The sequence below is a fragment of the Bacillus cereus group sp. BfR-BA-01349 genome, from assembly GCF_022663795.1.
Taxonomy (GTDB): domain Bacteria; phylum Bacillota; class Bacilli; order Bacillales; family Bacillaceae_G; genus Bacillus_A; species Bacillus_A cereus.
In genome coordinates this window covers 1-23,791 of the sequence record NZ_JAKUGE010000019.1, presented here as the reverse complement: position 1 = coordinate 23,791, position 23,791 = coordinate 1, and the positions used below count along the sequence as shown (strand labels likewise).

Below are 23,791 nucleotides of genomic sequence, written 5' to 3'. Positions count from 1 at the left end.
AAAGAGTGGGGAAACCCACTCTTTCGTGTTACTATCTATGTTTTCTCTACGTAGATAGGTAAAAGATTTCTGTCGTATATACATATTTTGTTACAAGTTTTACTTCTTAAATTTGGTAATACTAAGACAGATAATCCCTGCTGAACAGCAGGGGCTTTTGTTAGCTAACGAGAAAGAATAAGATAGACCGTTTTTAAAGTGGCGGGGTCTTCTTCTTTTAAATGGTACATGACGGCAGGAAGGAGGCTGTTTATGGATAAGAAAGTCACAGAAGTTGTAGAAGCATTTGCGCAGCCGATCGTTGAAGAGTTAAATCTTGAACTTGTAGATGTAGAGTATGTGAAAGAAGGACAAGACTGGTTCTTACGCGTATTCATCGATTCTGAAAAGGGAGTCGACATTGAAGAATGCGGTGCGGTAAGTGAACGTTTAAGCGAAGCTTTAGATAAAGAGGATCCAATTCCTCATCTTTACTTTTTGGATGTATCATCTCCTGGAGCGGAACGCCCATTAAAGAAAGAAAAAGACTTCCAGCAAGCGGTAGGAAAACAAGTGGCAATTAAAACATATGAGCCGATTGATGGTGAAAAGATGTTTGAAGGAAAACTGCTTTCTTACGATGGTACAACAATAACATTATTATTAACAATTAAAACACGTAAAAAAGAAATCCAAATTTCGATGGATAAAGTCGCAAATGCGCGACTTGCTGTTACGTTTTAGTTAGAAGGGGGATCTTCATGAGCACTGAGTTATTAGATGCTTTGCTCGTATTAGAATCTGAAAAAGGCATTAGCAAAGACATTATTATTGATGCGATTGAAGCAGCTTTAATCTCTGCTTATAAGCGCAATTTTAATCAAGCACAAAACGTTCGTGTGAGCTTTAACCCAGAAGTGGGAACAATTCAAGTTTTAGCACGTAAAGACGTAGTAGACAATGTGTTTGATCCACGTCTTGAAATTTCTGTAGAGGAAGCAAGACAAATTAATCCAAACTACCAAGATGGTGACGTACTAGAAATTGAAGTAACACCAAAAGACTTTGGTCGTATTGCAGCACAAACTGCAAAACAAGTTGTCACACAACGAGTGCGTGAAGCAGAGCGCGGTGTTATTTACTCTGAGTTTAGTGACCGTGAAGAAGATATTATGGTAGGTATTGTACAACGTCAAGATGCTCGTTTCATCTATGTAAGCTTAGGAAAAGTAGAAGCTTTATTACCTGTAAGTGAGCAAATGCCTAATGAGCAATACAAACCACATGATCGTATTCGCGTATTCATTACGAAAGTAGAAAAAACGACAAAAGGACCACAAATTTACGTATCACGTACACATCCTGGTCTTTTAAAACGTTTATTCGAAATGGAAGTTCCTGAAATCTATGATGGAACTGTAGAAATTCGTTCTGTAGCACGTGAAGCTGGCGATCGCTCTAAGATCTCTGTATATGCAGAGAACACTGATGTTGATCCAGTTGGATCTTGTGTAGGACCAAAAGGGCAACGTGTACAACGCATTGTAGACGAATTAAAAGGTGAAAAAATTGACATCGTCCGCTGGTCAAATGATCCAGTTGAATATGTTGCAAATGCATTAAGCCCATCACAAGTTGTTAAAGTACTTGTAGATGAAGAAGAAAAAGCGACAACAGTAGTTGTTCCAGACCACCAGTTATCATTAGCTATCGGTAAGCGTGGACAAAATGCACGTCTTGCAGCTAAATTAACAGGCTGGAAAATTGATATTAAGAGTGAGTCTGATGCGAAACAACTTGGTATTGTAACAGAAGAAGATAGGGTAATCGCATTTGGATTCGATTCAGTGGAAGACGAAATCGAATAGAGGTGATGAGTATGAGCAATCGAAAAGTTCCGTTACGAAAATGTGTTGCAACGCAAGAAATGAAATCAAAACGAGAGCTCGTTCGCATTGTTCGTTCCAAAGAGGGAGAAGTGTCCATTGATTTAACTGGGAAAAAATCAGGACGAGGTGCTTACTTGTCGAAGGACAAGGAGAGCATTCTTCAAGCTCAAAAGAAAAATGTTTTGGAACATCATCTAAAAGCGAAAATCGACGGTTCTTTATATGAAGAGCTTCTTGAGCTTGTTGAGAAGGAGTCGAAATAAGTGTCCGATTGGAAATCGTTTTTAGGACTAGCAAACCGGGCTCGGAAAATTATTTCGGGTGAAGAACTCGTTTTAAAAGAAGTACGAAGTGGCAAAGCAAAACTTGTATTGCTATCTGAAGATGCGTCAGTAAATACTACAAAACGCATCACAGATAAAACTACGTACTACAACGTACCAATGAGAAAGGTCGAAAATCGACAACAATTAGGGCATGCGATTGGGAGAGATGAGCGAGTCGTTGTAGCTGTGTTAGATGTAGGCTTTGCGAAAAAGCTGCGTAGCATGCTCGATACAAATTACCGGGGGTGAAGGTATGAGTAAAATTCGAGTGCATGAATATGCAAAAAAACATAATATCTCAAGTAAAGATCTTATGACAAAACTAAAAGAAATGAATATCGAGGTTTCGAATCATATGACAATGTTAGACGATGAAGTAGTAAATAAATTAGATAATGAATATCAAACTGAAAAACCTTCTGTTGCAGATGAGTTTGAAGTAGAAGAAAAAGTTGTTCGCAGTAAAAAGAACAGCAATAAGAAAAAGAAAAAAGGCAAAGGAAACGAAGACAAACGTCAAGAGAACTTTGCTGGTAGACAACAAACTCAAATTGTAGAAACACCAGATAAAATTACTTTCTCTGGAAGCCTTACAGTAGGAGATCTTGCTAAAAAATTAAGCAAAGAGCCATCTGAAATTATTAAGAAGCTCTTCATGCTTGGAATTATGGCAACAATTAACCAAGACTTGGATAAAGATACAATTGAGTTAATTGCTAACGACTACGGTATTGAAGTAGAAGAAGAAGTAATTGTAAGCGAGACTGAGTTTGAAACATTCATTGATGAGCAAGATGATGAAGAGAACTTAAAAGAACGTCCAGCTGTAGTTACAATCATGGGACACGTTGACCATGGTAAAACAACATTACTGGATTCTATTCGTAACTCAAAAGTAACTGCAGGCGAAGCGGGTGGAATTACTCAGCATATCGGTGCATATCAAGTTGAAGTAAACGATAAGAAGATTACATTCTTAGATACACCTGGTCACGCAGCATTTACAACGATGCGTGCTCGTGGGGCACAAGTAACGGATATTACAATCCTTGTTGTTGCAGCGGATGACGGTGTTATGCCACAAACGGTTGAAGCAATTAACCATGCGAAGGCAGCAGGAGTACCAATTATTGTTGCTGTGAATAAAATGGATAAACCAGCTGCAAACCCTGATCGCGTAATGCAAGAACTAACTGAATATGAATTAGTTCCAGAAGCTTGGGGCGGAGATACTATTTTCGTACCAATTTCTGCAATTCAAGGCGAAGGCATTGACAACTTACTAGAAATGATCCTTCTTGTAAGTGAAGTAGAAGAATATAAAGCAAATCCAAACCGCTATGCAACTGGTACAGTAATCGAAGCACAGCTTGATAAAGGTAAAGGAACTATCGCGACATTACTTGTTCAAAATGGTACGCTTCGAGTTGGAGATCCAATCGTTGTTGGAACTTCATTCGGACGTGTTCGTGCAATGGTAAGTGATATTGGTCGTCGTGTAAAAGTTGCTGGTCCATCAACTCCTGTTGAAATTACTGGTTTAAACGAAGTACCACAGGCTGGAGATCGTTTCATGGCATTTGCTGATGAGAAGAAAGCTCGTCAAATTGGTGAATCACGTGCACAAGAAGCGTTAGTTGCACAACGTGGTGAGAAATCTAAATTAAGCCTTGAAGATTTATTCCAACAAATCCAAGAGGGCGATGTAAAAGAAATTAACTTAATCGTAAAAGCAGACGTACAAGGTTCTGTTGAAGCGATGGCAGCATCACTTCGTAAAATTGATGTTGAAGGCGTAAAAGTTAAAATCATTCACACTGGTGTAGGTGCGATTACAGAATCTGATATCATTTTAGCTTCTGCATCTAATGCAATTGTAATTGGATTTAACGTACGTCCAGATGTGAACGCGAAGCGTACAGCTGAATTAGAGAACGTTGATATTCGTTTACACCGTATTATTTATAAAGTAATCGAAGAGATTGAAGCAGCTATGCAAGGTATGCTTGATCCAGAATTCGAAGAAAAAGTAATCGGTCAAGCAGAAGTTCGTCAAACGTTTAAAGTAACAAAAGTTGGAACAATCGCAGGTTGTTACGTAACAGACGGTAAAATTACGCGTGATAGTGGCGTACGTATTATCCGTGACGGCGTAGTAATTTTCGAAGGACAACTTGATACGTTAAAACGTTTCAAAGACGACGTAAAAGAAGTTGCACAAAACTATGAGTGTGGTATTACAATTGAGAGATATAATGATCTTAAAGAAGGGGACATCATTGAAGCGTACATTATGGAAGAAGTGAAGCGATGATTATCGCTTCACTCTCATTCGAGTGTATGATTTACGATGTGCATTCTTTAAAAGAGAAACGTGCAATTTTACAACGTGTGTTAACTCGTGTAAAACAGCGCTATAATGTAGCTGTTTCTGAAGTTGGGCACCAAGATGTATGGCAACGTACAGAAATTGCAATTGTTTCCGTATCCTCAAATCGTGTTATCTGTGAGAAAGAAATGAATCGTGTACTTGAGTACATCGATTCATTTCCTGAAATTGAACGTACAATAACACATTTGGAATGGTATTGAATGAGGTGAAGAGTTATGAAATTACGTGCGAACCGTGTGGGCGAGCAAATGAAAAAAGAATTAGGCGACATTATCAGTCGTAAAATTAAAGACCCACGTATTGGATTTGTTACAGTAACTGATGTACAAGTGAGTGGTGATTTACAAATTGCTAAAGTATATATTTCTGTTTTAGGTGATGAAGAACAGAAAGAAAATACTTTAAAAGGTTTAGCGAAGGCAAAAGGCTTTATTCGTTCAGAAATTGGCCAACGTATTCGTCTTCGTAAAACACCAGAAATTACCTTTGAGTTTGATGAGTCTATCGGATATGGTCATCGAATTGATACACTTTTACATGAAATTAATAAAGACGGTAAACGTGAAGAATAATGGATAGACATTTGTCTATCCATTTTTTCAATGCAAAATAAGTTTTGGATATTTACTACGAGAGAATTATGATGAGGTGAACATATATGGAAGGTGTAGTATTATTACATAAGCCAAAAGGCATGACATCACATGATTGTGTATTTAAATTAAGAAAGATATTGCGAGAAAAGAGAATTGGTCATACGGGAACATTAGACCCTGATGTAACAGGAGTATTACCAATTTGCGTTGGAAGAGCAACGAAAATTGCACAATTTTTAACAAGTGAAACGAAAACATATGAAGGTGAAGTAACATTAGGGTTTTCAACGACAACTGAAGATGCTTCTGGTGAGGTTGTTGAAACGAAAAATGTAGATCGTACTATTACTCGTAAGGAAGTAGAGAAAGTCCTTGCGGAATTAACAGGCACGATTGAACAAATGCCACCAATGTTCTCGGCTGTAAAAGTAAACGGGAAAAAATTATACGAATATGCAAGAGCAGGGCAAGAGGTGGAACGTCCAGTTCGTACAATTACAATTCATGAATTCATATTACTTGATGATCGTGAAGTTTTTGAAGGAGAAAATATTTCATTCCGTTTCCGTGTAACGTGTAGTAAAGGAACATATGTAAGAACGTTAGCTGTAATGATCGGGGAAAAACTTGGTTTCCCATCACATATGTCGCACCTTATAAGAACGGCATCTGGTGAATTTTTATTAGAAGATTGCATATCATTTGAAGAAATTGAAGAAAACGTGCAAAATGGAACAGTAGAGTCTATCTTCATTTCAATTGATGAAGCATTAAGTAAGTTTCCAAAAATGGTTGTAGATGAAAAGCAAGCAGAGAAAATAAAGAATGGTATGTTCTTAAAAAATGAATTAGAAATAACAGCACCATTTATTACAGTGTTTGATAAAAATGATCGTTGCTTAGCAATTTATGAACATCATCCGAAACATCCTGGTATGTTAAAGCCGATGAAAGTACTTGTGAATAATCAAGAACTAAAGCTATAATGAATTATTGGAAGGATTATTACAGAAAAAGGTGAATTCAAGCGTGAAACTTATTCATTTAACTCATCCACATGAACAAAATAAATTAGAATTACCACCTACTGTAATGGCATTAGGATTTTTTGATGGCATTCATTTAGGACATCAATGTGTAATTCGAACTGCGAAAAAAATAGCGGACGACCGAGGATATAAAAGTGCAGTTATGACATTTCATCCTCATCCATCTGTTGTTTTAGGAAAAAAGGATGCGCATGTGGAGTATATTACACCGATGCGCGATAAAGAAAAAATAGTCGAAAGCTTAGGAATCGATATATTATATGTAATTAAATTTGATGAATCATTTGCAGGGTTATTACCGCAACAATTTGTAGATGATTATATTATTGGTTTAAATGTAAAGCATGTAGTAGCAGGGTTTGATTATTCATATGGACGTTTAGGAAAAGGAAAGATGGAGACTTTACCATTTCATGCAAGAGGGGAGTTTACACAGACTGTGATTGAAAAAGTTGAATTTCAAGAAGAGAAAGTAAGTTCTACAGCATTACGAAAGTTAATTCGAAATGGCGAAATGGAGCAAATTCCATCTATTTTAGGTAGAGCCTATACTGTAGCGGGAACAGTTATACACGGCGACAAACGTGGACGTCAAATTGGTTTTCCAACAGCTAATGTAGGTTTAAGTGATGAGTATTTATTGCCACCTGTAGGTGTTTATGCAGTGAGATTAAAAGTTCACGATGAATGGTACGATGGTGTATGTAATATTGGATATAAACCGACTTTTAAAGAAGATGAGCGTCAATTATCAATTGAAGTGCATTTATTTGAATTTAACAAAGATATATACGATCAAAATGTTACAGTAGAGTGGCATATGCGTATAAGAGCAGAAAAGAAATTCAACGGTATTGATGAGTTAGTTGAACAAATCGCAAAAGATAAGAAAACAGCCCAAGAATATTTTGTGAGCGAAAAGAATATACTTGCTTTTTCAAATGAAAAGTAGTATTCTATGTTATGTACTTTATGACAACCATTGCTTGGCATTGCGACTCACCGACGCTTGCTAGGTAATTGGGGGTTTAATTAATAGGAGGTGAAATAGGATGGCTTTAACACAAGAGCGTAAAAATGAAATCATTGCACAATTTAGAACTCATGAGACTGATACTGGTTCTCCAGAGGTTCAAATTGCTGTCCTAACGGAGCAAATTAACACTCTAAACGAGCACTTACGTACTCACAAGAAAGATCATCATTCACGTCGTGGTCTATTAAAGATGGTTGGTAAACGTCGTAACTTACTAACTTACCTTCGTAATAGCGATATCACACGTTACCGTGAATTAATCACAAAGCTTGGCTTACGTCGATAGTCAAAGAAGCGGGAATATTCCCGCTTTTTTGTTAGGTAAAAATATATCTTCTACGCTTTATAGCTTACTTAATTTTAGGCAATACTAGAGGTAGAATATTGTGATATACTATCCATTTACATAGAAGAATTGAATACTTTAAATTGAGAGGGGTACTTAAATGAGTCAAGAAAAGCAAGTCTTCTCGATAGATTTAGCTGGTCGCCAGCTAACAGTTGAAACTGGTCAGCTTGCAAAACAAGCGAACGGAGCAGTATTAGTAAGATATGGCGATACAGCGGTTCTATCTACAGCAACTGCATCAAAAGAAGCAAAAAATGTAGATTTCTTCCCACTTACAGTAAACTATGAAGAGCGTTTATATGCAGTCGGAAAAATTCCTGGCGGTTTCATTAAACGTGAAGGTCGTCCAAGTGAAAAAGCAATTTTGGCAAGTCGTTTAATCGACCGTCCAATCCGTCCACTTTTCGCAGATGGTTTCCGTAACGAAGTACAAGTTGTCAGCATCGTAATGAGTGTTGATCAAGATTGTTCTTCTGAAATGGCAGCTATGCTTGGTTCTTCATTAGCGTTATCGATTTCAGATATTCCATTTGAAGGTCCAATCGCGGGTGCAACAGTTGGTCGTATTAACGGCGAATTCGTTATCAACCCAACAGTAGAACAGCAAGAACAAAGTGATATTCACCTTGTTGTAGCTGGTACGAAAGATGCAATTAACATGGTTGAAGCAGGAGCAGATCAAGTGCCTGAGGAAACAATGTTAGAAGCAATTATGTTTGGTCATGACGAAATTAAACGTCTAATTGCATTCCAAGAAGAGATTGTACAAGCTGTAGGTAAAGAGAAATCAGAAGTGAAACTTTATGAAGTTGACGCTGATCTTAACCAAGCTGTACGTGAAATGGCTGAAGAAGATATGCATGCAGCAATTCAAGTACATGAGAAACATGCACGTGAAGATGCAATTAACGAAGTGAAAAAGCGTGTTATTGAGCATTACGAAGCGCAGGAAGCTGACGCTGATACATTAGGACAAGTAAATGAGATTTTATATAAAATTGTAAAAGAAGAAGTACGTCGTCTTATTACAGTTGAAAAAATCCGCCCAGATGGCCGTAAAGGTGACGAAATCCGTCCATTAGCATCAGAGGTTGGCATTTTATCTCGTACACACGGTTCTGGTTTGTTCACTCGTGGACAAACACAAGCATTAAGTATTTGTACATTAGGTGCATTAGGCGATGTGCAAATTTTAGATGGTCTTGGTGTAGAAGAATCAAAACGCTTTATGCACCATTACAATTTCCCATCATTTAGTGTTGGTGAAACTAGACCAATGCGTGGACCAGGTCGTCGTGAAATCGGTCACGGTGCACTAGGAGAACGCGCACTTGAGCCTGTAATTCCATCTGAAAAAGATTTCCCATACACAGTACGTCTTGTATCTGAAGTTTTAGAATCAAATGGTTCTACTTCACAAGCAAGTATTTGTGGTAGTACTTTAGCAATGATGGATGCTGGTGTTCCACTTAAAGCTCCAGTTGCAGGTATTGCAATGGGTCTAGTTAAAACTGGTGAGCATTACACAATTTTATCTGATATTCAAGGTATGGAAGATCATTTAGGTGATATGGACTTTAAAGTAGCAGGTACAGCACAAGGTGTAACTGCACTACAAATGGACATTAAAATCGATGGTCTATCTCGTGAGATTTTAGAAGAGGCATTACAACAAGCGAAAGTTGGTCGTGTGCACATTCTAAATCATATGTTATCTGTTATTCCAGAGCCACGCACTGAATTATCAGCGTACGCTCCAAAGATTATTACAATGACAATTAATCCAGATAAAATCCGTGACGTTATCGGACCGAGCGGTAAACAAATCAATAAAATTATTGAAGAAACTGGCGTTAAAATTGACATCGAGCAAGATGGCACAGTATTCATTTCTTCAATAAACCAAGAAATGAACGACAAAGCTAAGAAAATTATCGAAGATATCGTTCGCGAAGTACAAGTAGGTGAAATCTACGAAGGAAAAGTGAAACGTGTTGAGAAATTCGGTGCTTTCGTTGAATTATTCAGCGGTAAAGATGGATTAGTTCACATTTCTGAACTTGCACTTGAGCGTGTAGGTAAAGTAGAAGACGTTGTAAAAATCGGTGACGTAATTACGGTTAAAGTTATCGAGATTGACAAGCAAGGTCGTGTTAATCTATCTAGAAAAGTATTGCTAAAAGAAGAGCAAGAAAAAGAAGCTGCTAAAGAAGAAAACAAACAAGAGCAGCAATAAGCGAAAGCCAGTTTAACTGGCTTTTTTTGTTATGTAAAAATATGATTTATATATATTTTTATGTCAGTATAGGTATAGTTTTCATTATAACGCTCAAATTAACAAAGATAAGAAGAAAAATGTTTTTTTATATAGTTAATTTGGGAGGGTTTATATGAAAGTTCGTATATTGGCATACATATGTATATTTTCTTTATATGTCAGTTTAGGCTCTTATTCTGTTTTTGCACAGGATAACTTATATGAAGAAATTCAAAAGCATGCAAAACAATATGAGATTGCACCTCAAAATGCGATGATTGATAAGATATGGAAAGCAACACCAGGATATAATGGAAGACAAGTTGATATGGAAGCATCCTATAACAATATGAAGAAGCTAAAGGAATTTGATCAAAAACACCTTGAATTTAAGGAAGTATCACCGAGTGTCCACTTAGAAGATTTATCACCTGCTCCAATTTATAGGGGGCATCCGAATAAAAAGATGGTGGGATTAACAATAAATGTGGCATGGGGAAACGAGTATTTGCCTCGTATATTAGAAATATTGAAAAAGCATGATGTGAAGGCGACTTTCTTTTTAGAAGGACGTTGGGTGAAAGAAAATTTACGATTTGCAAAAATGATTGTCGATGCAAATCAAGAAGTCGGAAATCATTCTTATACGCACCCTAATATGAAAACGCTATCGTCTGATGAAATACGAGAGCAGTTACAAAAAACAAATCGAATGATTGAAGCTGCTACGAATCAAAAGGTGAGATGGTTTGCCCCGCCGAGTGGAAGTTTTCGGGATGAAGTCGTGAAAATCGCTGATGATTTCCAAATGGGAACGATTATGTGGACTGTCGATACAATCGATTGGAAGCGACCTGAGCCAGATGTACTATTGCAGAGAGTAATGAGAAAAATACACCCAGGTGCTATCGTATTAATGCATCCTACTTCGTCAACGGCAGAAGCATTAGATACAATGATTAAAAAATTGAAGGAACAAGGATATAAAGTAGGGAATATAACAGAATTACTGGATGAAAAACGTGTGGATTAAATACATTTGCATGACATTCATCCTTAAACTTGTTATCATTAAATAATAGCACTTATTTAGAGAAACTGGCAGTAGGAGGAAAGTTTTTGATTAAAAAATATACTTGTAAAAATGGTGTAAGAATAGTTATGGAGAATATACCAACTGTAAGATCGGTTGCGATTGGTATTTGGATCCATGCGGGATCAAGAAATGAAAATGAAAAAAATAACGGGATTTCTCACTTTTTAGAGCATATGTTCTTTAAAGGGACAGAAACACGTAGTGCACGCGAAATTGCAGAATCATTTGATAGTATTGGTGGGCAAGTGAATGCTTTTACTTCAAAAGAGTACACTTGTTACTATGCAAAAGTGCTAGATGAACATGCTAAATATGCTTTAGATGTATTAGCTGACATGTTCTTTAATTCAACATTTGATGAAGAAGAATTGAAAAAAGAGAAGAATGTCGTATGTGAAGAAATTAAAATGTACGAAGATGCTCCAGACGATATTGTGCATGATATGTTAACGAAAGCAACATATGAAACGCATCCGCTTGGATATCCTATTTTAGGAACAGAAGAAACACTTGATACGTTTACAGGTGATACGCTACGCCAATATATTAAGGATCATTATACACCTGAAAATGTAGTTGTTTCAGTTGCAGGAAATATTGATGAAGCCTTCTTACAAACGGTAGAGCAATATTTCGGTAGTTATGAAGGAACAACAAACCGTGAACAAGTACATAGTCCAATTTTCCATTTTAACAAAGTAGCACGTAAAAAGGAAACAGAACAAGCTCATTTATGTTTAGGATATAAAGGCTTACAAATGGGACACGAAGATATTTATAACTTAATTGTATTAAATAACGTTTTAGGCGGTAGTATGAGTAGCCGTTTATTCCAAGAAGTACGTGAGCAACGTGGGTTAGCTTACTCAGTATTTTCTTACCATTCTTCTTATGAAGATACAGGTATGTTAACACTGTATGGTGGAACAGGTAGTCAACAATTAGATACACTGTATGAAACAATGCAAGAAACATTAGAAACATTGAAAAATACAGGTATTACAGAAAAAGAGCTTATTAATAGTAAAGAGCAATTAAAAGGAAACTTAATGTTAAGTTTAGAAAGTACGAATAGTCGTATGAGCCGTAATGGTAAAAATGAATTGCTACTTCGTAAGCATCGTTCACTTGATGAGATTATCGAAAGTGTAAACACTGTAACAAAAGAAAATGTAGATGGGTTAATTCGTAACATGTTTACAGATGAATTCTCTGCAGCATTAATTAGTCCAGATGGAAAACTTCCAAAAGGAATAAAACTATAATCAACTTTTACGATGTATCTGAAAATAACCTTCTCTCTTTTTAAATGAGAGAAGGTTATTTTTTTTATACATATAGAATAGGTACTAATTATAGACAATGCAAATGAAAAATTTAGTAGGGGAGTGGAGTGAGTATGCGATTAAGTGAATTAAGCGGTAAAGAGGTTGTAGATATAGAAAAAGCGGAAAAAATGGGAGCCCTAGGTTATATGGATTTAGAGATTAATGAGAAAGACGGACAAATACAAACACTTATAATACCTGTAGGGAAGTGGGGAGGTTTTAAAAAGGAACCACAAGAAGTAAGAGTGGCATGGAGTCAAATAAAGAAAGTCGGACACGATATGCTTCTTTGTGATAGTATAGATCGTTCAAATTCGGAGTGAAGGATGGCCATTTTGGTCATCTTTTTTTGTATCTACATAGAAACCTGATAAATCATATGTGCATTTGGATTTTCAATCACCATAAACTCGTACATTACATATGATGTGGAGGAAAAAGAAAAAGTAGGCACTTTTCTTATAAATGACAGAAAAAGAAGGTGAATTAGGGAATGTTGACTGAGATGCATATTGCTGTCATAGGAGGAGATGCAAGGCAGCTAGAAGTAATTCGTAAGCTAGTTGAATTGGATGCGAAACTTTCTTTGATAGGTTTTGATCAGTTAGATCATGGTTTCACAGGGGCAGCAAAAGAAAGTATACAAAATTTAGATTTCACTTCTGTAGACGCAATTATTTTGCCGGTTGCCGGTACAAATGCCAAAGGAGAAGTAGATACTATTTTTTCAAATGAAAAAGTTTCAATAACGAAAGAACAAATTGAAAATACACCAGAACACTTTACTATATATTCAGGTATTGGTACACCTTACTTGGAAAATCTCGTATCTACTACGAATCGAAAACTTGTTAAATTATTTGATCGTGATGATGTAGCAATATACAATTCTATTCCAACGGTAGAAGGTACATTAATGATGGTAATTCAACATACCGACTATACAATTCATGGGTCCAATGTAATGGTTCTAGGATTTGGGAGAACAGGAATGAGTGTTGCGAGAGCATTTCAATCATTAGGAGCCCATGTCAAAGTTGGAGCAAGACGATCTGAACATATTGCACGTATTACAGAAATGATGTTTTCTCCTTTTCATATGCAAGACATAGAGAAAGAAGTAGGAAATATCGATATTGTAATTAATACGATTCCGCATCTCGTTGTAACAGCGAATGTTATTGCAAAAATGCCAGCTCATACGTTAGTGATTGATTTAGCTTCTAAACCAGGCGGTACTGACTTTAGATATGCGGAAAAAAGAGGAGTCAAAGCATTGCTAGCACCTGGATTACCAGGTATTGTTGCCCCAAAAACGGCTGGGCAAATTTTAGCAAATGTTCTTTCTCAGTTATTAGCAGCAGATGCAATTGCAAAGGAGGAGGAAAAGAAATGAGTTTGAAGGGGAAACGAATTGGTTTCGGATTTACAGGTTCACATTGTACGTACGAAGAAGTAATGCCTCATTTAGAAAAATTAATTGCTGAGGGAGCAGAAGTACGTCCTGTTGTTTCTTACACTGTTCAATCAACAAATACTAGATTTGGAGAGGGAGCAGAGTGGATTAAGAAGATTGAAGAAATAACAGGTTTTAAAGCAATTAATTCAATCGTTGGTGCAGAACCACTAGGACCTAAAATTCCACTAGATTGTATGGTAATTGCACCACTAACAGGGAATTCTATGAGTAAATTTGCAAATGCAATGACAGACTCTCCAGTATTAATGGCAGCGAAAGCGACGTTAAGAAATGGCAAGCCTGTCGTATTGGCTGTTTCGACGAATGATGCTCTAGGGCTTAATGGAGTAAATCTCATGCGCCTAATGGTAACAAAAAACATCTACTTCGTCCCATTCGGCCAAGATGCACCAGAGAAAAAACCGAACTCAATGGTAGCTCGCATGGAGCTGCTGGAAGATACAGTGTTAGAAGCGCTGCAAGGGAAGCAATTGCAACCGGTTGTCGTAGAAAAATTCAGATATATGAATTAAAAAACGAAAAAAAACGGACAATTTTTGATGAAACCATCATTCTTACTGTAGAATATGATAAAATTAACGTTATTAAGATCAGAAGGGGTATTGTATACTCCTTCTGATTCTAAGTTATAGAAGGATTGGTATCTAGAAAGGGGCATAGTGATGGAAAAGCAAAAAACTTTTCATGTCGCTGTAGTTGGAGCAACCGGCGCAGTTGGTGAACAAATGTTAAATACTTTAGAGAAACGAGAATTTCCAATCGGGAAATTAACGTTACTTTCATCTAAACGATCTGCAGGTAAGAAACTTGTATTTAAAGGCGAAGAATTTACAGTTCAAGAGGCAACTCCTGAAAGCTTTGAAGGAGTAGATATCGCACTATTTAGTGCTGGTGGATCTGTATCGAAACAATTAGCGCCAGAAGCAGCAAAACGCGGTGCGATTGTTGTTGATAATACAAGTGCATTCCGTATGACAGAAAACGTGCCACTTGTTGTACCTGAAGTAAATGAAAACGACTTAAAAGAACATAATGGTATTATTGCAAATCCAAACTGTTCTACAATTCAAATGGTAGTAGCTCTTGAGCCAGTTCGTCAGCAATATGGTTTAAAACGAGTAATCGTTTCCACATATCAAGCTGTATCAGGTGCTGGTGCGGCAGCTATTGAAGAACTGCATGAACAATCACAAGCAATCTTAAATGGCGAAGAAGTTAAGGCAAATGTTCTTCCTGTATCAGGTGATAAGAAGCATTTCCCAATTGCTTTTAATGCGATTCCACAGATTGATAAATTCCAAGATAATGGATTTACGTTTGAAGAAATGAAAATGATTAACGAAACGAAAAAAATTATGCATATGCCTGAATTAGAAGTAGCGGCAACATGTGTACGTTTACCAGTTGTATCAGGACACTCTGAGTCTGTTTACATCGAAGTAGAAAAAGAAGGCGTAACAGTAGCAGAATTAAAGAGCTTACTTGCAAATGCGGAAGGTATTGTTCTGCAAGATAATCCAGAAGAGCAGTTATATCCAATGCCAGCTACTGCAGTAGGTAAAAACGAAGTATTCGTTGGAAGAATCCGTAAAGATTTAAATAACGATAAAGGATTCCATCTTTGGGTCGTATCTGATAACTTATTAAAAGGCGCTGCATGGAATTCTGTTCAAATTGCAGAGCGCTTAGTAAAATTACAATTAGTGTAAACGGCTAAGAGAAGGTGCAAAATATGAAAATAATTGTTCAAAAATTTGGTGGCACATCAGTACGTGATGACAATGGACGTAAGCATGCGCTTCATCATATAAAAAAATCATTAGCTGCTGGTTATAAAGTAGTTACTGTCGTATCTGCTATGGGCCGTAAAGGTGAACCATATGCAACGGATACGTTATTAAGTCTTGTAAATCAAGAGGAATCTACTATTTCTAAACGTGAGCAAGATTTATTATTATCATGCGGAGAGTTAATCTCTGCAATTGTTTTCTCTAATATGTTGAATGAGAACGGTATAAAAGCAGCAGCATTAAATGGTGCACAAGCTGGTTTTGTAACGAATGATGACTTTACGAATGCAAAGATTATTGAAATGAATTGCGATCGTATACATGAAGAGTTAGAAAATGTAGATGTAATCGTCGTTACAGGATTTCAAGGGCAAACGAAAAAAGGTGATACGACAACACTTGGACGCGGAGGTAGTGATACTTCAGCTTCAGCATTAGGTGTTGCACTTCATGCTGAATATATTGATATATTCACTGATGTAGAAGGTGTTATGACTGCGGATCCTCGTATTGTAAAAGATGCACGTCATCTTCAAACTGTAACGTATAACGAAATTTGTAACATGGCTTATCAAGGTGCGAAAGTCGTTCATCCACGTGCAGTTGAAATTGCGATGCATGCAAAAGTGCCACTTCGTGTACGTTCTACGTATTCTGAAAGTGAAGGTACTCTTATTGCAGCATACGATGGTGCTACAAAAGGGCAGGATGTAGAAGAACGTCCTGTTACAGGTATTGCCCACGTATCGAACGTAACGCAAATTAAAGTACTTGCAAAAGAAACGGCATACGACATACAGCAGCATGTATTTAAAGAAATGGCAAACGAAGGCATTAGTGTTGATTTAATTAACATTTCTCCTACTGGTGTAGCTTACACAGTAAATGATAATGTATCAGCTCGTGCTGTCGAAGTGCTAAAACAACTTGGATATGAGCCAATTGTGACAGAACATTGTGCGAAAGTATCTATCGTTGGAGCTGGAATGGCAGGCATCCCAGGGGTTACTGCAAAAATCGTTACAGCTTTAGCGGAAAAAGGTATTCAAATCCTGCAATCGGCAGATAGTCATACAACAATTTGGGTTCTTGTAAAAGAAACTGATTTAGTGGAGGCTGTAAATGCATTACATAGTGCGTTTGAGCTTTCAAAAGAAAAGCAACTGGAACAATAAGGAGTGAGACCATGATAGATTTTGGGACAATTGCAACCGCGATGGTAACACCGTTTGATATAAACGGGAATATCGATTTTGCAAAGACAACGAAATTGGTAAATTATTTAATTGATAACGGTACAACAGCAATCGTGGTAGGAGGAACGACAGGAGAATCTCCTACATTAACTTCAGAAGAGAAAGTAGCGTTATATCGCCATGTCGTATCTGTTGTCGATAAAAGAGTGCCCGTAATCGCTGGAACAGGTAGCAATAATACGCATGCTTCTATTGACTTAACTAAAAAGGCAACAGAAGTTGGTGTGGATGCAGTAATGCTAGTAGCACCGTATTATAACAAACCGAGTCAAGAAGGAATGTATCAGCATTTTAAAGCAATTGCTGAAAGTACGCCGCTTCCGGTTATGCTATATAACGTTCCAGGACGATCTATTGTACAAATCTCCGTTGATACAGTTGTTCGTTTATCAGAAATAGAAAACATTGTTGCTATTAAAGATGCCGGCGGCGATGTGTTAACAATGACAGAAATCATTGAAAAAACAGCGGACGACTTTGCGGTATACAGCGGTGATGACGGTTTAACGTTACCAGCTATGGCAGTTGGAGCGAAAGGTATCGTTTCGGTAGCATCTCATGTTATCGGAAACGAAATGCAAGAAATGATTACAGCATTTCAAGCAGGAGAATTTAAGAAGGCACAAAAATTACATCAATTACTTGTAAGAGTAACTGATTCATTATTTATGGCGCCAAGTCCAACTCCAGTAAAAACAGCGTTACAAATGGTTGGATTAGATGTGGGCTCTGTACGTTTACCACTTCTTCCATTAACAGAAGAAGAAAGAGTAACGTTACAATCTGTAATGCAATCTATCCCTCGTTAATAAAAAATGACCTAGTGTAGAACTAGGTCATTTTTTATTATATGCAAATCTTTTCCTCTTTTTCTCACCTATATGTGTTTTTATAAGAACATTAATCGCTTCTTCATTATGTGTATAAGAAAATAATCGTACCCCTTTAACTGAGTCAAAAAATGATAGATATTATGGAATGAACGCAATAAACTACGGTGTCTGTTTTTAGAGAAATTCCCTCAAATGTGACGTAATTCATAAAAAAACTCCATTTTGTAAGTGTTTTTGTTGGATTCTAGAAAAATAAATCTTGAAACTCCCTATTATGAAATGAATTTAGCGTATGTATGGCTAGTTCTTCAAAATAATATGGAGTATAAAATCGAAGTAAATATAAAGGAAATACGTTCGATACTTTTGTTGTCATTCCGTTCTTTTACTCTTTCTTTCGCACGATTTAACTTGTGTTCTATTTCTTGTATCAGGTATAATATGGCTAAGTAGCTTAGTACGGGTATGCTTAGCAAAATTGGGAAAAATTATAATTTAATTAAATTTTCATATCATATCGAATAAGATATTTGATTTATATAATGAAAGAGAGGTGAAACCTGGTTTAAAAAATAAACAAGGACATGATATCGCATAACGGTAAGGACATTCGTCTTGGACGGTGAAAATATGGTGGTTGTAGAGTTTCCCCTGGTGTCTCTGCAATTTTAGTGAAATCAGTGTTTGCAAGATTTTTAAACCAGGCAACAACATGAAGAGAAAAGAGAATGAGTCTGTTAAAGTATTTGCTCTTGGTGGAGTAGGTGAAATCGGGAAAAACATGTACTGTGTTGAAATTGATTCTGAAATCTTTATCGTAGATGCAGGGTTAATGTTCCCGGGAGATGAAATGTTTGGAATTGATATCGTTATTCCTGATATTACATATTTAGTGGAAAATCAAGAGCGAGTAAAAGGTTTATTTATTACTCACGGTCATGAAGATCATATTGGTGGAATTGTGTATGTACTTCGTAAATTATCTATTCCAGTCTATGCAACGAAATTAACAGTAGGACTTATACAAGAAAAACTTGGTGAAGCGGGCATGTTAGGCCGTGTAGACCTAAAAACAATCGATTCAAATTCAACAGTAGAATTTAACACTACAACGGTGTCATTCTTCGGAACGACACATAGTATTCCGGACTCTGTTGGCGTTTGTTTCCATACATCAAAAGGTGCAGTCGTATATACGGGAGACTTTAAATTCGATCAAACTCCAATTGGAAATAGTGGAGCAGACCTTGGGAAAATGGCGCAAATCGGAAATGAAGGCGTACTTTGCTTATTATCTGATAGTACAAACGCAGAGCGCCCAGGTTATACAGGTTCAGAAAAAGAAGTTGGTGTAGAAATCTCTAAAGTGTTCTACGGCGCAGAAGGTCGTATTATCGTTGCTTCATTTGCATCGAATGTACATCGTATTCAACAAGTATTTGATGCAGCTGCTGAAACAGGGCGAAAAGTAGCGGTAGTAGGACGTAGTATGGTGAAAGTAGTAGACATTGCAAGACGTCTTGGTTATTTAGATGTTCCAGAAGGTATGGTTATTTCATTACAAGAAGTAGACAACTTCCCAGAGAAAAAGGTAGCTATTTTAACGACAGGTAGTCAAGGTGAACCGATGGCTGCTCTATCAAGAATGGCAAAACAAGCACATAAACAAATTTCAATTCGTAAAGGTGATACTGTTATCATTGCTGCTTCGCCAATTCCGGGTAATGAAATATCTGTATCAAAAATTATTGATTTGTTATTTAGAGCTGGAGCTGAAGTTGTTTATTACGGCGAAAGAAAAGTTCACGTTTCAGGTCACGGTAGCCAAGAAGAATTAAAATTAATGTTAAATTTAATGAAACCGAAGTACTTTGTACCCGTACATGGTGAGTTCCGTATGCAAAAAGCACATGCATATTTAGCTGAAGATGTAGGTATTACAAGAGAAAATATCTTTATCGTAGAAAAAGGCGATGTAATTGCTTTTGGTGACGATGAAGCGAACTTAGTCGGTAAAGTACAAGCTGGTAATGTTTTAATTGATGGATTAGGTGTAGGTGACGTTGGTAATATCGTTCTTCGAGATAGAAAGATGTTATCTCAAGATGGAATACTAGTAGTTGTTGTAACGCTTGGTAAAGATGAAAAGAAAATTATCTCTGGTCCAGAAATCATTTCACGTGGCTTCGTATATGTTCGTGAATCAGAAGCGTTAATTGAACGATCTACAGAGATTGTACGTATGATTGTTGAGCAGTCAATTAAAGAATATTCAATTGAATGGTCAATGTTAAAACAAAATATTCGTGAATTATTAGGGCAGTTCTTGTACGAAGAGACAAAGAGAAAACCTATGATTTTACCGATTATTATGGAAGTATAAAAAGGATCACCCTTATGGGTGATTTTTTTTCTTTTTAACCCTATCGAATGAAATTTATAACTTAAGAAATAATAGTTATATACGAGTGAAAGGGGATGCGAAATGACAGAACGTGATCGATATACAAATGAAGAAAAAGAAGCTGAGCCAAAAGAAGTTGGAAAAGAGGCTTCAATAGTTGAAAAAATTCAACAGCTTGGACAGACAAATGTACCACAGATGAATGAATCACGTATTCATTGTTTAACGATTATCGGACAAGTGGAAGGTCATGTTCAATTACCACCGCAAAATAAAACAACAAAATATGAGCATATCATTCCGCAAATTGTTGCGATTGAACAAAATCCGAAAATTGAAGGTTTGCTTTTAATATTAAATACGGTTGGAGGTGACGTTGAAGCTGGGCTAGCAATTTCTGAAATGGTAGCTTCACTTTCAAAACCAACAGTATCTCTAGTTTTAGGCGGGGGGCATTCCATCGGTGTACCGATTGCTGTTTCTACTGACTATTCGTTTATTGCGGAAACTGCGACGATGACAATTCATCCAATTCGTTTAACAGGTCTTGTCATAGGTGTGCCACAAACATTTGAGTATTTGGATAAGATGCAAGAAAGAGTCATTCGTTTTGTGACGAAGCACTCGAAAGTAATAGAAGATCGTTTTAAAGAGCTTATGTTTGCGAAAGGAAATTTAACGCGAGATATTGGGACGAATGTAATTGGTGGCGATGCAGTAAAGTACGGTCTTATAGATGATGTCGGCGGTATTGGAAATGCGATTCGAAAATTAAACGAATTAATAGATGTTCGCGCGGAAGATAGTACAGAAGGGACAATGCTACAATGATTTTATATACAATTATGCCAGAGCAACTTGTGTATCCGGCCGATTATTCACAATGTGAAAGTCAAAAAGTTGTAAATATAAATGGTGTGGAATTAATGGTTTCTGAAGAGGAACATGGATGTTATTCTATTGTACGTGTGCTAAGTACGGACCCACTTCACTATTTAGAGTTTGAGCCCGGTCAGAAAATAACCTTTTAGCAAAAAGAAGGATTTTGTTTAGAAGCTATGGTATAATATAAAAAACAAGACGGTTGAGCAGCCATGAGTAGGCTGCTTTCTTCTGTTTATTTAGCATTTTACAAGAAGTGTAAAAATAGAAGATATAAAGACCTGAAAAATAGAGAAAACAGACATATAAATAGAGCATTTTGAGGGGAGCTTTACTTATATGTAGAACACGAGGTGAAGAAATGGCAAAACAAAAGCAAAGAGGGACGAAGACAAAGGCAAGACGTACGATAAAGCCAACTTTGTATTATGAAATCGTCGGTTTAACTCTTTTTGCACTTTCAATCATTACGATTTTACAGCTAGGCGTTGTAGGGAAATCGTTTGTGTTATTTTTTCGCTTCTTCTTTGGTGAGTGGTACATAATTGGTGTGTTAGGTGTAATAGCTTTATCGGTTTCCTTTGTTATAAAACGCGGATGGCCGAACCTTTTAAATAAACGATTAATTGGATTTTATTTAATTGTATTGGCGATATTAATGTTTAGTCATATTACATTATTTAACCTTCTTACAAAAGATGGAGCAGTGCAAAATACTTCTGTTATTGTGAGTACGAAAGATAACTTCTTTCTTGAAATGAAAAAGGGGCCAGATAGCGTTCATTTAGGTGGTGGTATGTTTGGTGCGCTTATGTTCGCAACATGTTACTTCTTATTTGACGAAGTAGGAGCTTATATCATTGGTATTATTCTAGTTATTCTCGGTATACTTTGTATAACAAATAAGCATATTGGAGAAGTGTTAGCTCCAGTTGGTAGAATTCTTAGAAGTCAGTTTCAAGTGATGCAAGGGGATTATAAAGATTGGAGAGCCAAAAGAACGGCTGAACAAACAGAAAAGAAAAAAACAACAAGAAGCACAAGAAGCAAACGTGCTGCAGAACAAGAAGAAATTATTGAGCCGATGGAAGAAATCTCAATTGATCCTCCGATTATTTCGAATTTCACTGAGAATTATCCTGTAAATGAAGAAGAGGATAAACGAATCGAAGTAGAGCAAGAAGATTTAATCACTTCACCGTTTATTGAAGAGACTCCGCCAATTGAAGAACCAAAGAAAAAGCGTGGAGAAAAAATTGTTGAATCGTTAGAGAGTGAAGCGCAAGCACCTCCTATGCAATTTTCAAATGTAGAAAATAAAGATTACAAGCTTCCTTCACTTGATATATTAAAATTTCCAAAGAATAAGCAAGTTACAAATGAAAATGCGGAAATTTATGAGAATGCTCGTAAATTAGAACGTACATTCCAAAGTTTCGGAGTGAAAGCGAAAGTAACAAAAGTACATAGAGGTCCTGCAGTTACAAAATATGAAGTGTATCCTGATATGGGGGTAAAGGTAAGCAAAATTGTCAGTTTAAGTGATGATTTAGCCCTTGCTTTAGCTGCAAAGGACATTCGTATTGAAGCGCCAATTCCCGGGAAATCAGCTGTAGGGATCGAAGTTCCGAACTCAGAAGTTTCGATGGTAACGCTGAGGGAAGTTCTTGATTCTAAGGCTAATAATCATCCGGAAGAGAAGTTGTTAATTGGTCTTGGCCGAGATATTACAGGTGAAGCTGTATTAGCCCGTCTAAATAAAATGCCCCATTTACTCGTAGCTGGTGCGACAGGTAGCGGGAAAAGTGTATGTATTAACGGTATTATTGTTAGTATTTTAATGCGTGCAAAACCACATGAAGTAAAATTAATGATGATTGACCCGAAAATGGTAGAGTTAAATGTATATAACGGTGTGCCTCATTTGTTAACGCCAGTTGTAACTGATCCGAAAAAAGCATCGCAAGCATTGAAAAAAGTTGTGAGTGAAATGGAACGTCGTTATGAATTGTTTGCTCATAGTGGTACACGTAACATTGAAGGATACAACGATTATATAAAAGAGCATAATAGTCAATCAGAAGCGAAACAACCCGAATTACCTTATATTGTAGTAATTGTGGACGAGTTAGCAGATTTAATGATGGTTGCTTCGTCTGATGTAGAGGATGCGATTATGCGTCTAGCGCAAATGGCTCGTGCTGCTGGTATTCATTTAATTATTGCAACGCAACGTCCGTCAGTTGACGTTATTACGGGTGTTATTAAAGCAAATATTCCATCACGTATTGCATTCGCTGTATCTTCTCAAACAGATTCTCGTACAATTCTTGACGGTGGTGGTGCAGAGAAGCTACTAGGTCGTGGAGACATGCTGTTTATACCAATTGGTGCATCGAAACCTGTACGTGTACAAGGCGCATTTTTATCAGATGATGAAGTTGAGAGAGTTGTAGAATATGTTATTGGACAGCAAAAAGCACAATATCAAGAAGATATGATTCCGCAAGATGTTCCTGATACGAAGCAGGAAGTAGAAGATGAATTATATGATGAAGCGGTTCAACTTGTAGTGGAAATGCAAACAGCATCTGTTTCTATGTTACAACGTAGGTTTAGAGTAGGTTATACGCGAGCTGCTCGCCTAATTGATGCAATGGAAATGAATGGTGTAGTAGGTCCGTATGAAGGTAGTAAACCGAGAGAAGTGCTCATTAATGATGTACAAGAAAAAAGTTCTTAAAAAAAGCCTAATTGTTTTTTGAACTGAACCCAAAAAATTAGACAAATATATTAAGCAGCTACTAAGGATTGAACTCTGTATTGCACAGGGGACAATCCTTTTAGTT

Annotated in this window: 23 protein-coding genes; all 23 read left to right on the top strand. The window is 36.8% G+C overall.

From position 1 onward, the window contains the following. Positions 1-252 precede the first annotated feature (252 nt). Positions 253-723: a ribosome maturation factor RimP gene (gene rimP, locus MR169_RS12530; RefSeq protein ID WP_000359096.1), complete on the top strand. Its 471-nt coding sequence runs from the start codon at positions 253-255 to the stop codon at positions 721-723. A gap of 17 nt (positions 724-740) precedes the next feature. Next, positions 741-1,847, top strand: coding sequence for a transcription termination factor NusA (gene nusA, locus MR169_RS12525; protein WP_000102603.1), 1,107 nt, complete (start codon positions 741-743; stop codon positions 1,845-1,847). A gap of 11 nt (positions 1,848-1,858) precedes the next feature. Continuing rightward, a complete protein-coding gene (gene rnpM / locus MR169_RS12520) occupies positions 1,859-2,131 on the top strand; it encodes an RNase P modulator RnpM (RefSeq protein WP_000071127.1) in 273 nt (90 codons plus the stop codon). Further along, positions 2,132-2,443 carry a YlxQ family RNA-binding protein gene (locus MR169_RS12515; protein WP_001286524.1) on the top strand — a complete coding sequence of 104 codons (312 nt, stop codon included), beginning with the start codon at positions 2,132-2,134 and terminating at the stop codon, positions 2,441-2,443. 4 nt (positions 2,444-2,447) lie between these two features. Then, positions 2,448-4,508 (top strand): translation initiation factor IF-2, encoded by a 2,061-nt coding sequence (gene infB, locus MR169_RS12510; protein WP_000036343.1) that lies wholly within the window; start codon positions 2,448-2,450, stop codon positions 4,506-4,508. After that, positions 4,505-4,786 carry a DUF503 domain-containing protein gene (locus MR169_RS12505; protein ID WP_000582363.1) on the top strand — a complete coding sequence of 94 codons (282 nt, stop codon included), beginning with the start codon at positions 4,505-4,507 and terminating at the stop codon, positions 4,784-4,786. The genes infB and MR169_RS12505 overlap by 4 nt, the downstream gene beginning before the upstream one ends. A gap of 15 nt (positions 4,787-4,801) precedes the next feature. Further along, positions 4,802-5,158: a 30S ribosome-binding factor RbfA gene (rbfA, locus tag MR169_RS12500; RefSeq protein WP_000776437.1), complete on the top strand. Its 357-nt coding sequence runs from the start codon at positions 4,802-4,804 to the stop codon at positions 5,156-5,158. A gap of 86 nt (positions 5,159-5,244) precedes the next feature. Further along, positions 5,245-6,168, top strand: a complete 924-nt coding sequence (gene truB / locus MR169_RS12495) for a tRNA pseudouridine(55) synthase TruB (protein ID WP_000399348.1) — start codon at positions 5,245-5,247, stop codon at positions 6,166-6,168. Positions 6,169-6,211: 43 nt separating this feature from the next. Further along, positions 6,212-7,183, top strand: coding sequence for a bifunctional riboflavin kinase/FAD synthetase (gene ribF / locus MR169_RS12490; RefSeq protein WP_000766702.1), 972 nt, complete (start codon positions 6,212-6,214; stop codon positions 7,181-7,183). A gap of 100 nt (positions 7,184-7,283) precedes the next feature. Further along, positions 7,284-7,553, top strand: coding sequence for a 30S ribosomal protein S15 (gene rpsO / locus MR169_RS12485; RefSeq protein ID WP_001229392.1), 270 nt, complete (start codon positions 7,284-7,286; stop codon positions 7,551-7,553). A gap of 160 nt (positions 7,554-7,713) precedes the next feature. Then, on the top strand, positions 7,714-9,852 hold the full coding sequence (pnp, locus tag MR169_RS12480; RefSeq protein WP_242319472.1) for a polyribonucleotide nucleotidyltransferase: 2,139 nt from the start codon (positions 7,714-7,716) through the stop codon (positions 9,850-9,852). A 154-nt stretch (positions 9,853-10,006) separates the two neighbouring features. Beyond that, positions 10,007-10,906, top strand: a complete 900-nt coding sequence (locus MR169_RS12475; RefSeq protein WP_000868232.1) for a polysaccharide deacetylase family protein — start codon at positions 10,007-10,009, stop codon at positions 10,904-10,906. Positions 10,907-10,992: 86 nt separating this feature from the next. Further along, positions 10,993-12,234 carry a M16 family metallopeptidase gene (locus MR169_RS12470; protein ID WP_000592989.1) on the top strand — a complete coding sequence of 414 codons (1,242 nt, stop codon included), beginning with the start codon at positions 10,993-10,995 and terminating at the stop codon, positions 12,232-12,234. Positions 12,235-12,368: 134 nt separating this feature from the next. Further along, the gene (locus MR169_RS12465; protein WP_001239756.1) at positions 12,369-12,620 is read left to right on the top strand and encodes a YlmC/YmxH family sporulation protein; all 252 of its coding nucleotides are present in this window, start codon (positions 12,369-12,371) and stop codon (positions 12,618-12,620) included. A 170-nt stretch (positions 12,621-12,790) separates the two neighbouring features. Next, positions 12,791-13,693, top strand: a complete 903-nt coding sequence (dpaA, locus tag MR169_RS12460) for a dipicolinic acid synthetase subunit A (RefSeq protein WP_000954735.1) — start codon at positions 12,791-12,793, stop codon at positions 13,691-13,693. Continuing rightward, positions 13,690-14,289, top strand: coding sequence for a dipicolinate synthase subunit B (dpaB, locus tag MR169_RS12455; RefSeq protein WP_098567205.1), 600 nt, complete (start codon positions 13,690-13,692; stop codon positions 14,287-14,289). The genes dpaA and dpaB overlap by 4 nt, the downstream gene beginning before the upstream one ends. A gap of 150 nt (positions 14,290-14,439) precedes the next feature. Next, entirely contained in the window at positions 14,440-15,486 is a 1,047-nt protein-coding gene (asd, locus tag MR169_RS12450) for an aspartate-semialdehyde dehydrogenase (protein WP_000414846.1), read from the top strand. 23 nt (positions 15,487-15,509) lie between these two features. Next, complete coding sequence (gene dapG, locus MR169_RS12445) at positions 15,510-16,742, top strand: aspartate kinase (protein ID WP_000692454.1); 1,233 nt, start codon at positions 15,510-15,512, stop codon at positions 16,740-16,742. A gap of 11 nt (positions 16,743-16,753) precedes the next feature. After that, positions 16,754-17,632 (top strand): 4-hydroxy-tetrahydrodipicolinate synthase, encoded by an 879-nt coding sequence (gene dapA, locus MR169_RS12440; protein ID WP_000564763.1) that lies wholly within the window; start codon positions 16,754-16,756, stop codon positions 17,630-17,632. Between the two features lie 736 nt (positions 17,633-18,368). Next, positions 18,369-20,039 (top strand): ribonuclease J, encoded by a 1,671-nt coding sequence (locus tag MR169_RS12435; RefSeq protein WP_000823096.1) that lies wholly within the window; start codon positions 18,369-18,371, stop codon positions 20,037-20,039. A 102-nt stretch (positions 20,040-20,141) separates the two neighbouring features. Further along, positions 20,142-20,891 (top strand): translocation-enhancing protein TepA, encoded by a 750-nt coding sequence (tepA, locus tag MR169_RS12430; protein WP_242319471.1) that lies wholly within the window; start codon positions 20,142-20,144, stop codon positions 20,889-20,891. After that, a complete protein-coding gene (locus tag MR169_RS12425; RefSeq protein ID WP_000605020.1) occupies positions 20,888-21,091 on the top strand; it encodes a YlzJ-like family protein in 204 nt (67 codons plus the stop codon). Before tepA ends, MR169_RS12425 begins: the two co-directional genes overlap by 4 nt. 212 nt (positions 21,092-21,303) lie before the next feature. Continuing rightward, positions 21,304-23,685 (top strand): DNA translocase FtsK, encoded by a 2,382-nt coding sequence (locus tag MR169_RS12420; protein WP_242319470.1) that lies wholly within the window; start codon positions 21,304-21,306, stop codon positions 23,683-23,685. Positions 23,686-23,791 lie beyond the last annotated feature (106 nt).

Excerpts from the sequence above, each read along its gene's own strand:
- dpaB (WP_098567205.1), top strand. The coding sequence starts at position 13,690 with ATGAGTTTGAAGGGGAAACGAATTGGTTTCGGATTTACAGGTTCACAT.
- rbfA (WP_000776437.1), top strand. The coding sequence starts at position 4,802 with ATGAAATTACGTGCGAACCGTGTGGGCGAGCAAATGAAAAAAGAATTA.
- infB (WP_000036343.1), top strand. The coding sequence starts at position 2,448 with ATGAGTAAAATTCGAGTGCATGAATATGCAAAAAAACATAATATCTCA.
- MR169_RS12420 (WP_242319470.1), top strand. The coding sequence starts at position 21,304 with ATGGCAAAACAAAAGCAAAGAGGGACGAAGACAAAGGCAAGACGTACG.
- MR169_RS12505 (WP_000582363.1), top strand. The coding sequence starts at position 4,505 with ATGATTATCGCTTCACTCTCATTCGAGTGTATGATTTACGATGTGCAT.
- truB (WP_000399348.1), top strand. The coding sequence starts at position 5,245 with ATGGAAGGTGTAGTATTATTACATAAGCCAAAAGGCATGACATCACAT.
- MR169_RS12435 (WP_000823096.1), top strand. The coding sequence starts at position 18,369 with ATGAAGAGAAAAGAGAATGAGTCTGTTAAAGTATTTGCTCTTGGTGGA.
- rpsO (WP_001229392.1), top strand. The coding sequence starts at position 7,284 with ATGGCTTTAACACAAGAGCGTAAAAATGAAATCATTGCACAATTTAGA.
- MR169_RS12465 (WP_001239756.1), top strand. The coding sequence starts at position 12,369 with ATGCGATTAAGTGAATTAAGCGGTAAAGAGGTTGTAGATATAGAAAAA.
- rnpM (WP_000071127.1), top strand. The coding sequence starts at position 1,859 with ATGAGCAATCGAAAAGTTCCGTTACGAAAATGTGTTGCAACGCAAGAA.
- asd (WP_000414846.1), top strand. The coding sequence starts at position 14,440 with ATGGAAAAGCAAAAAACTTTTCATGTCGCTGTAGTTGGAGCAACCGGC.
- dapA (WP_000564763.1), top strand. The coding sequence starts at position 16,754 with ATGATAGATTTTGGGACAATTGCAACCGCGATGGTAACACCGTTTGAT.
- dapG (WP_000692454.1), top strand. The coding sequence starts at position 15,510 with ATGAAAATAATTGTTCAAAAATTTGGTGGCACATCAGTACGTGATGAC.
- dpaA (WP_000954735.1), top strand. The coding sequence starts at position 12,791 with ATGTTGACTGAGATGCATATTGCTGTCATAGGAGGAGATGCAAGGCAG.
- MR169_RS12425 (WP_000605020.1), top strand. The coding sequence starts at position 20,888 with ATGATTTTATATACAATTATGCCAGAGCAACTTGTGTATCCGGCCGAT.
- pnp (WP_242319472.1), top strand. The coding sequence starts at position 7,714 with ATGAGTCAAGAAAAGCAAGTCTTCTCGATAGATTTAGCTGGTCGCCAG.
- nusA (WP_000102603.1), top strand. The coding sequence starts at position 741 with ATGAGCACTGAGTTATTAGATGCTTTGCTCGTATTAGAATCTGAAAAA.
- rimP (WP_000359096.1), top strand. The coding sequence starts at position 253 with ATGGATAAGAAAGTCACAGAAGTTGTAGAAGCATTTGCGCAGCCGATC.
- tepA (WP_242319471.1), top strand. The coding sequence starts at position 20,142 with ATGACAGAACGTGATCGATATACAAATGAAGAAAAAGAAGCTGAGCCA.
- MR169_RS12475 (WP_000868232.1), top strand. The coding sequence starts at position 10,007 with ATGAAAGTTCGTATATTGGCATACATATGTATATTTTCTTTATATGTC.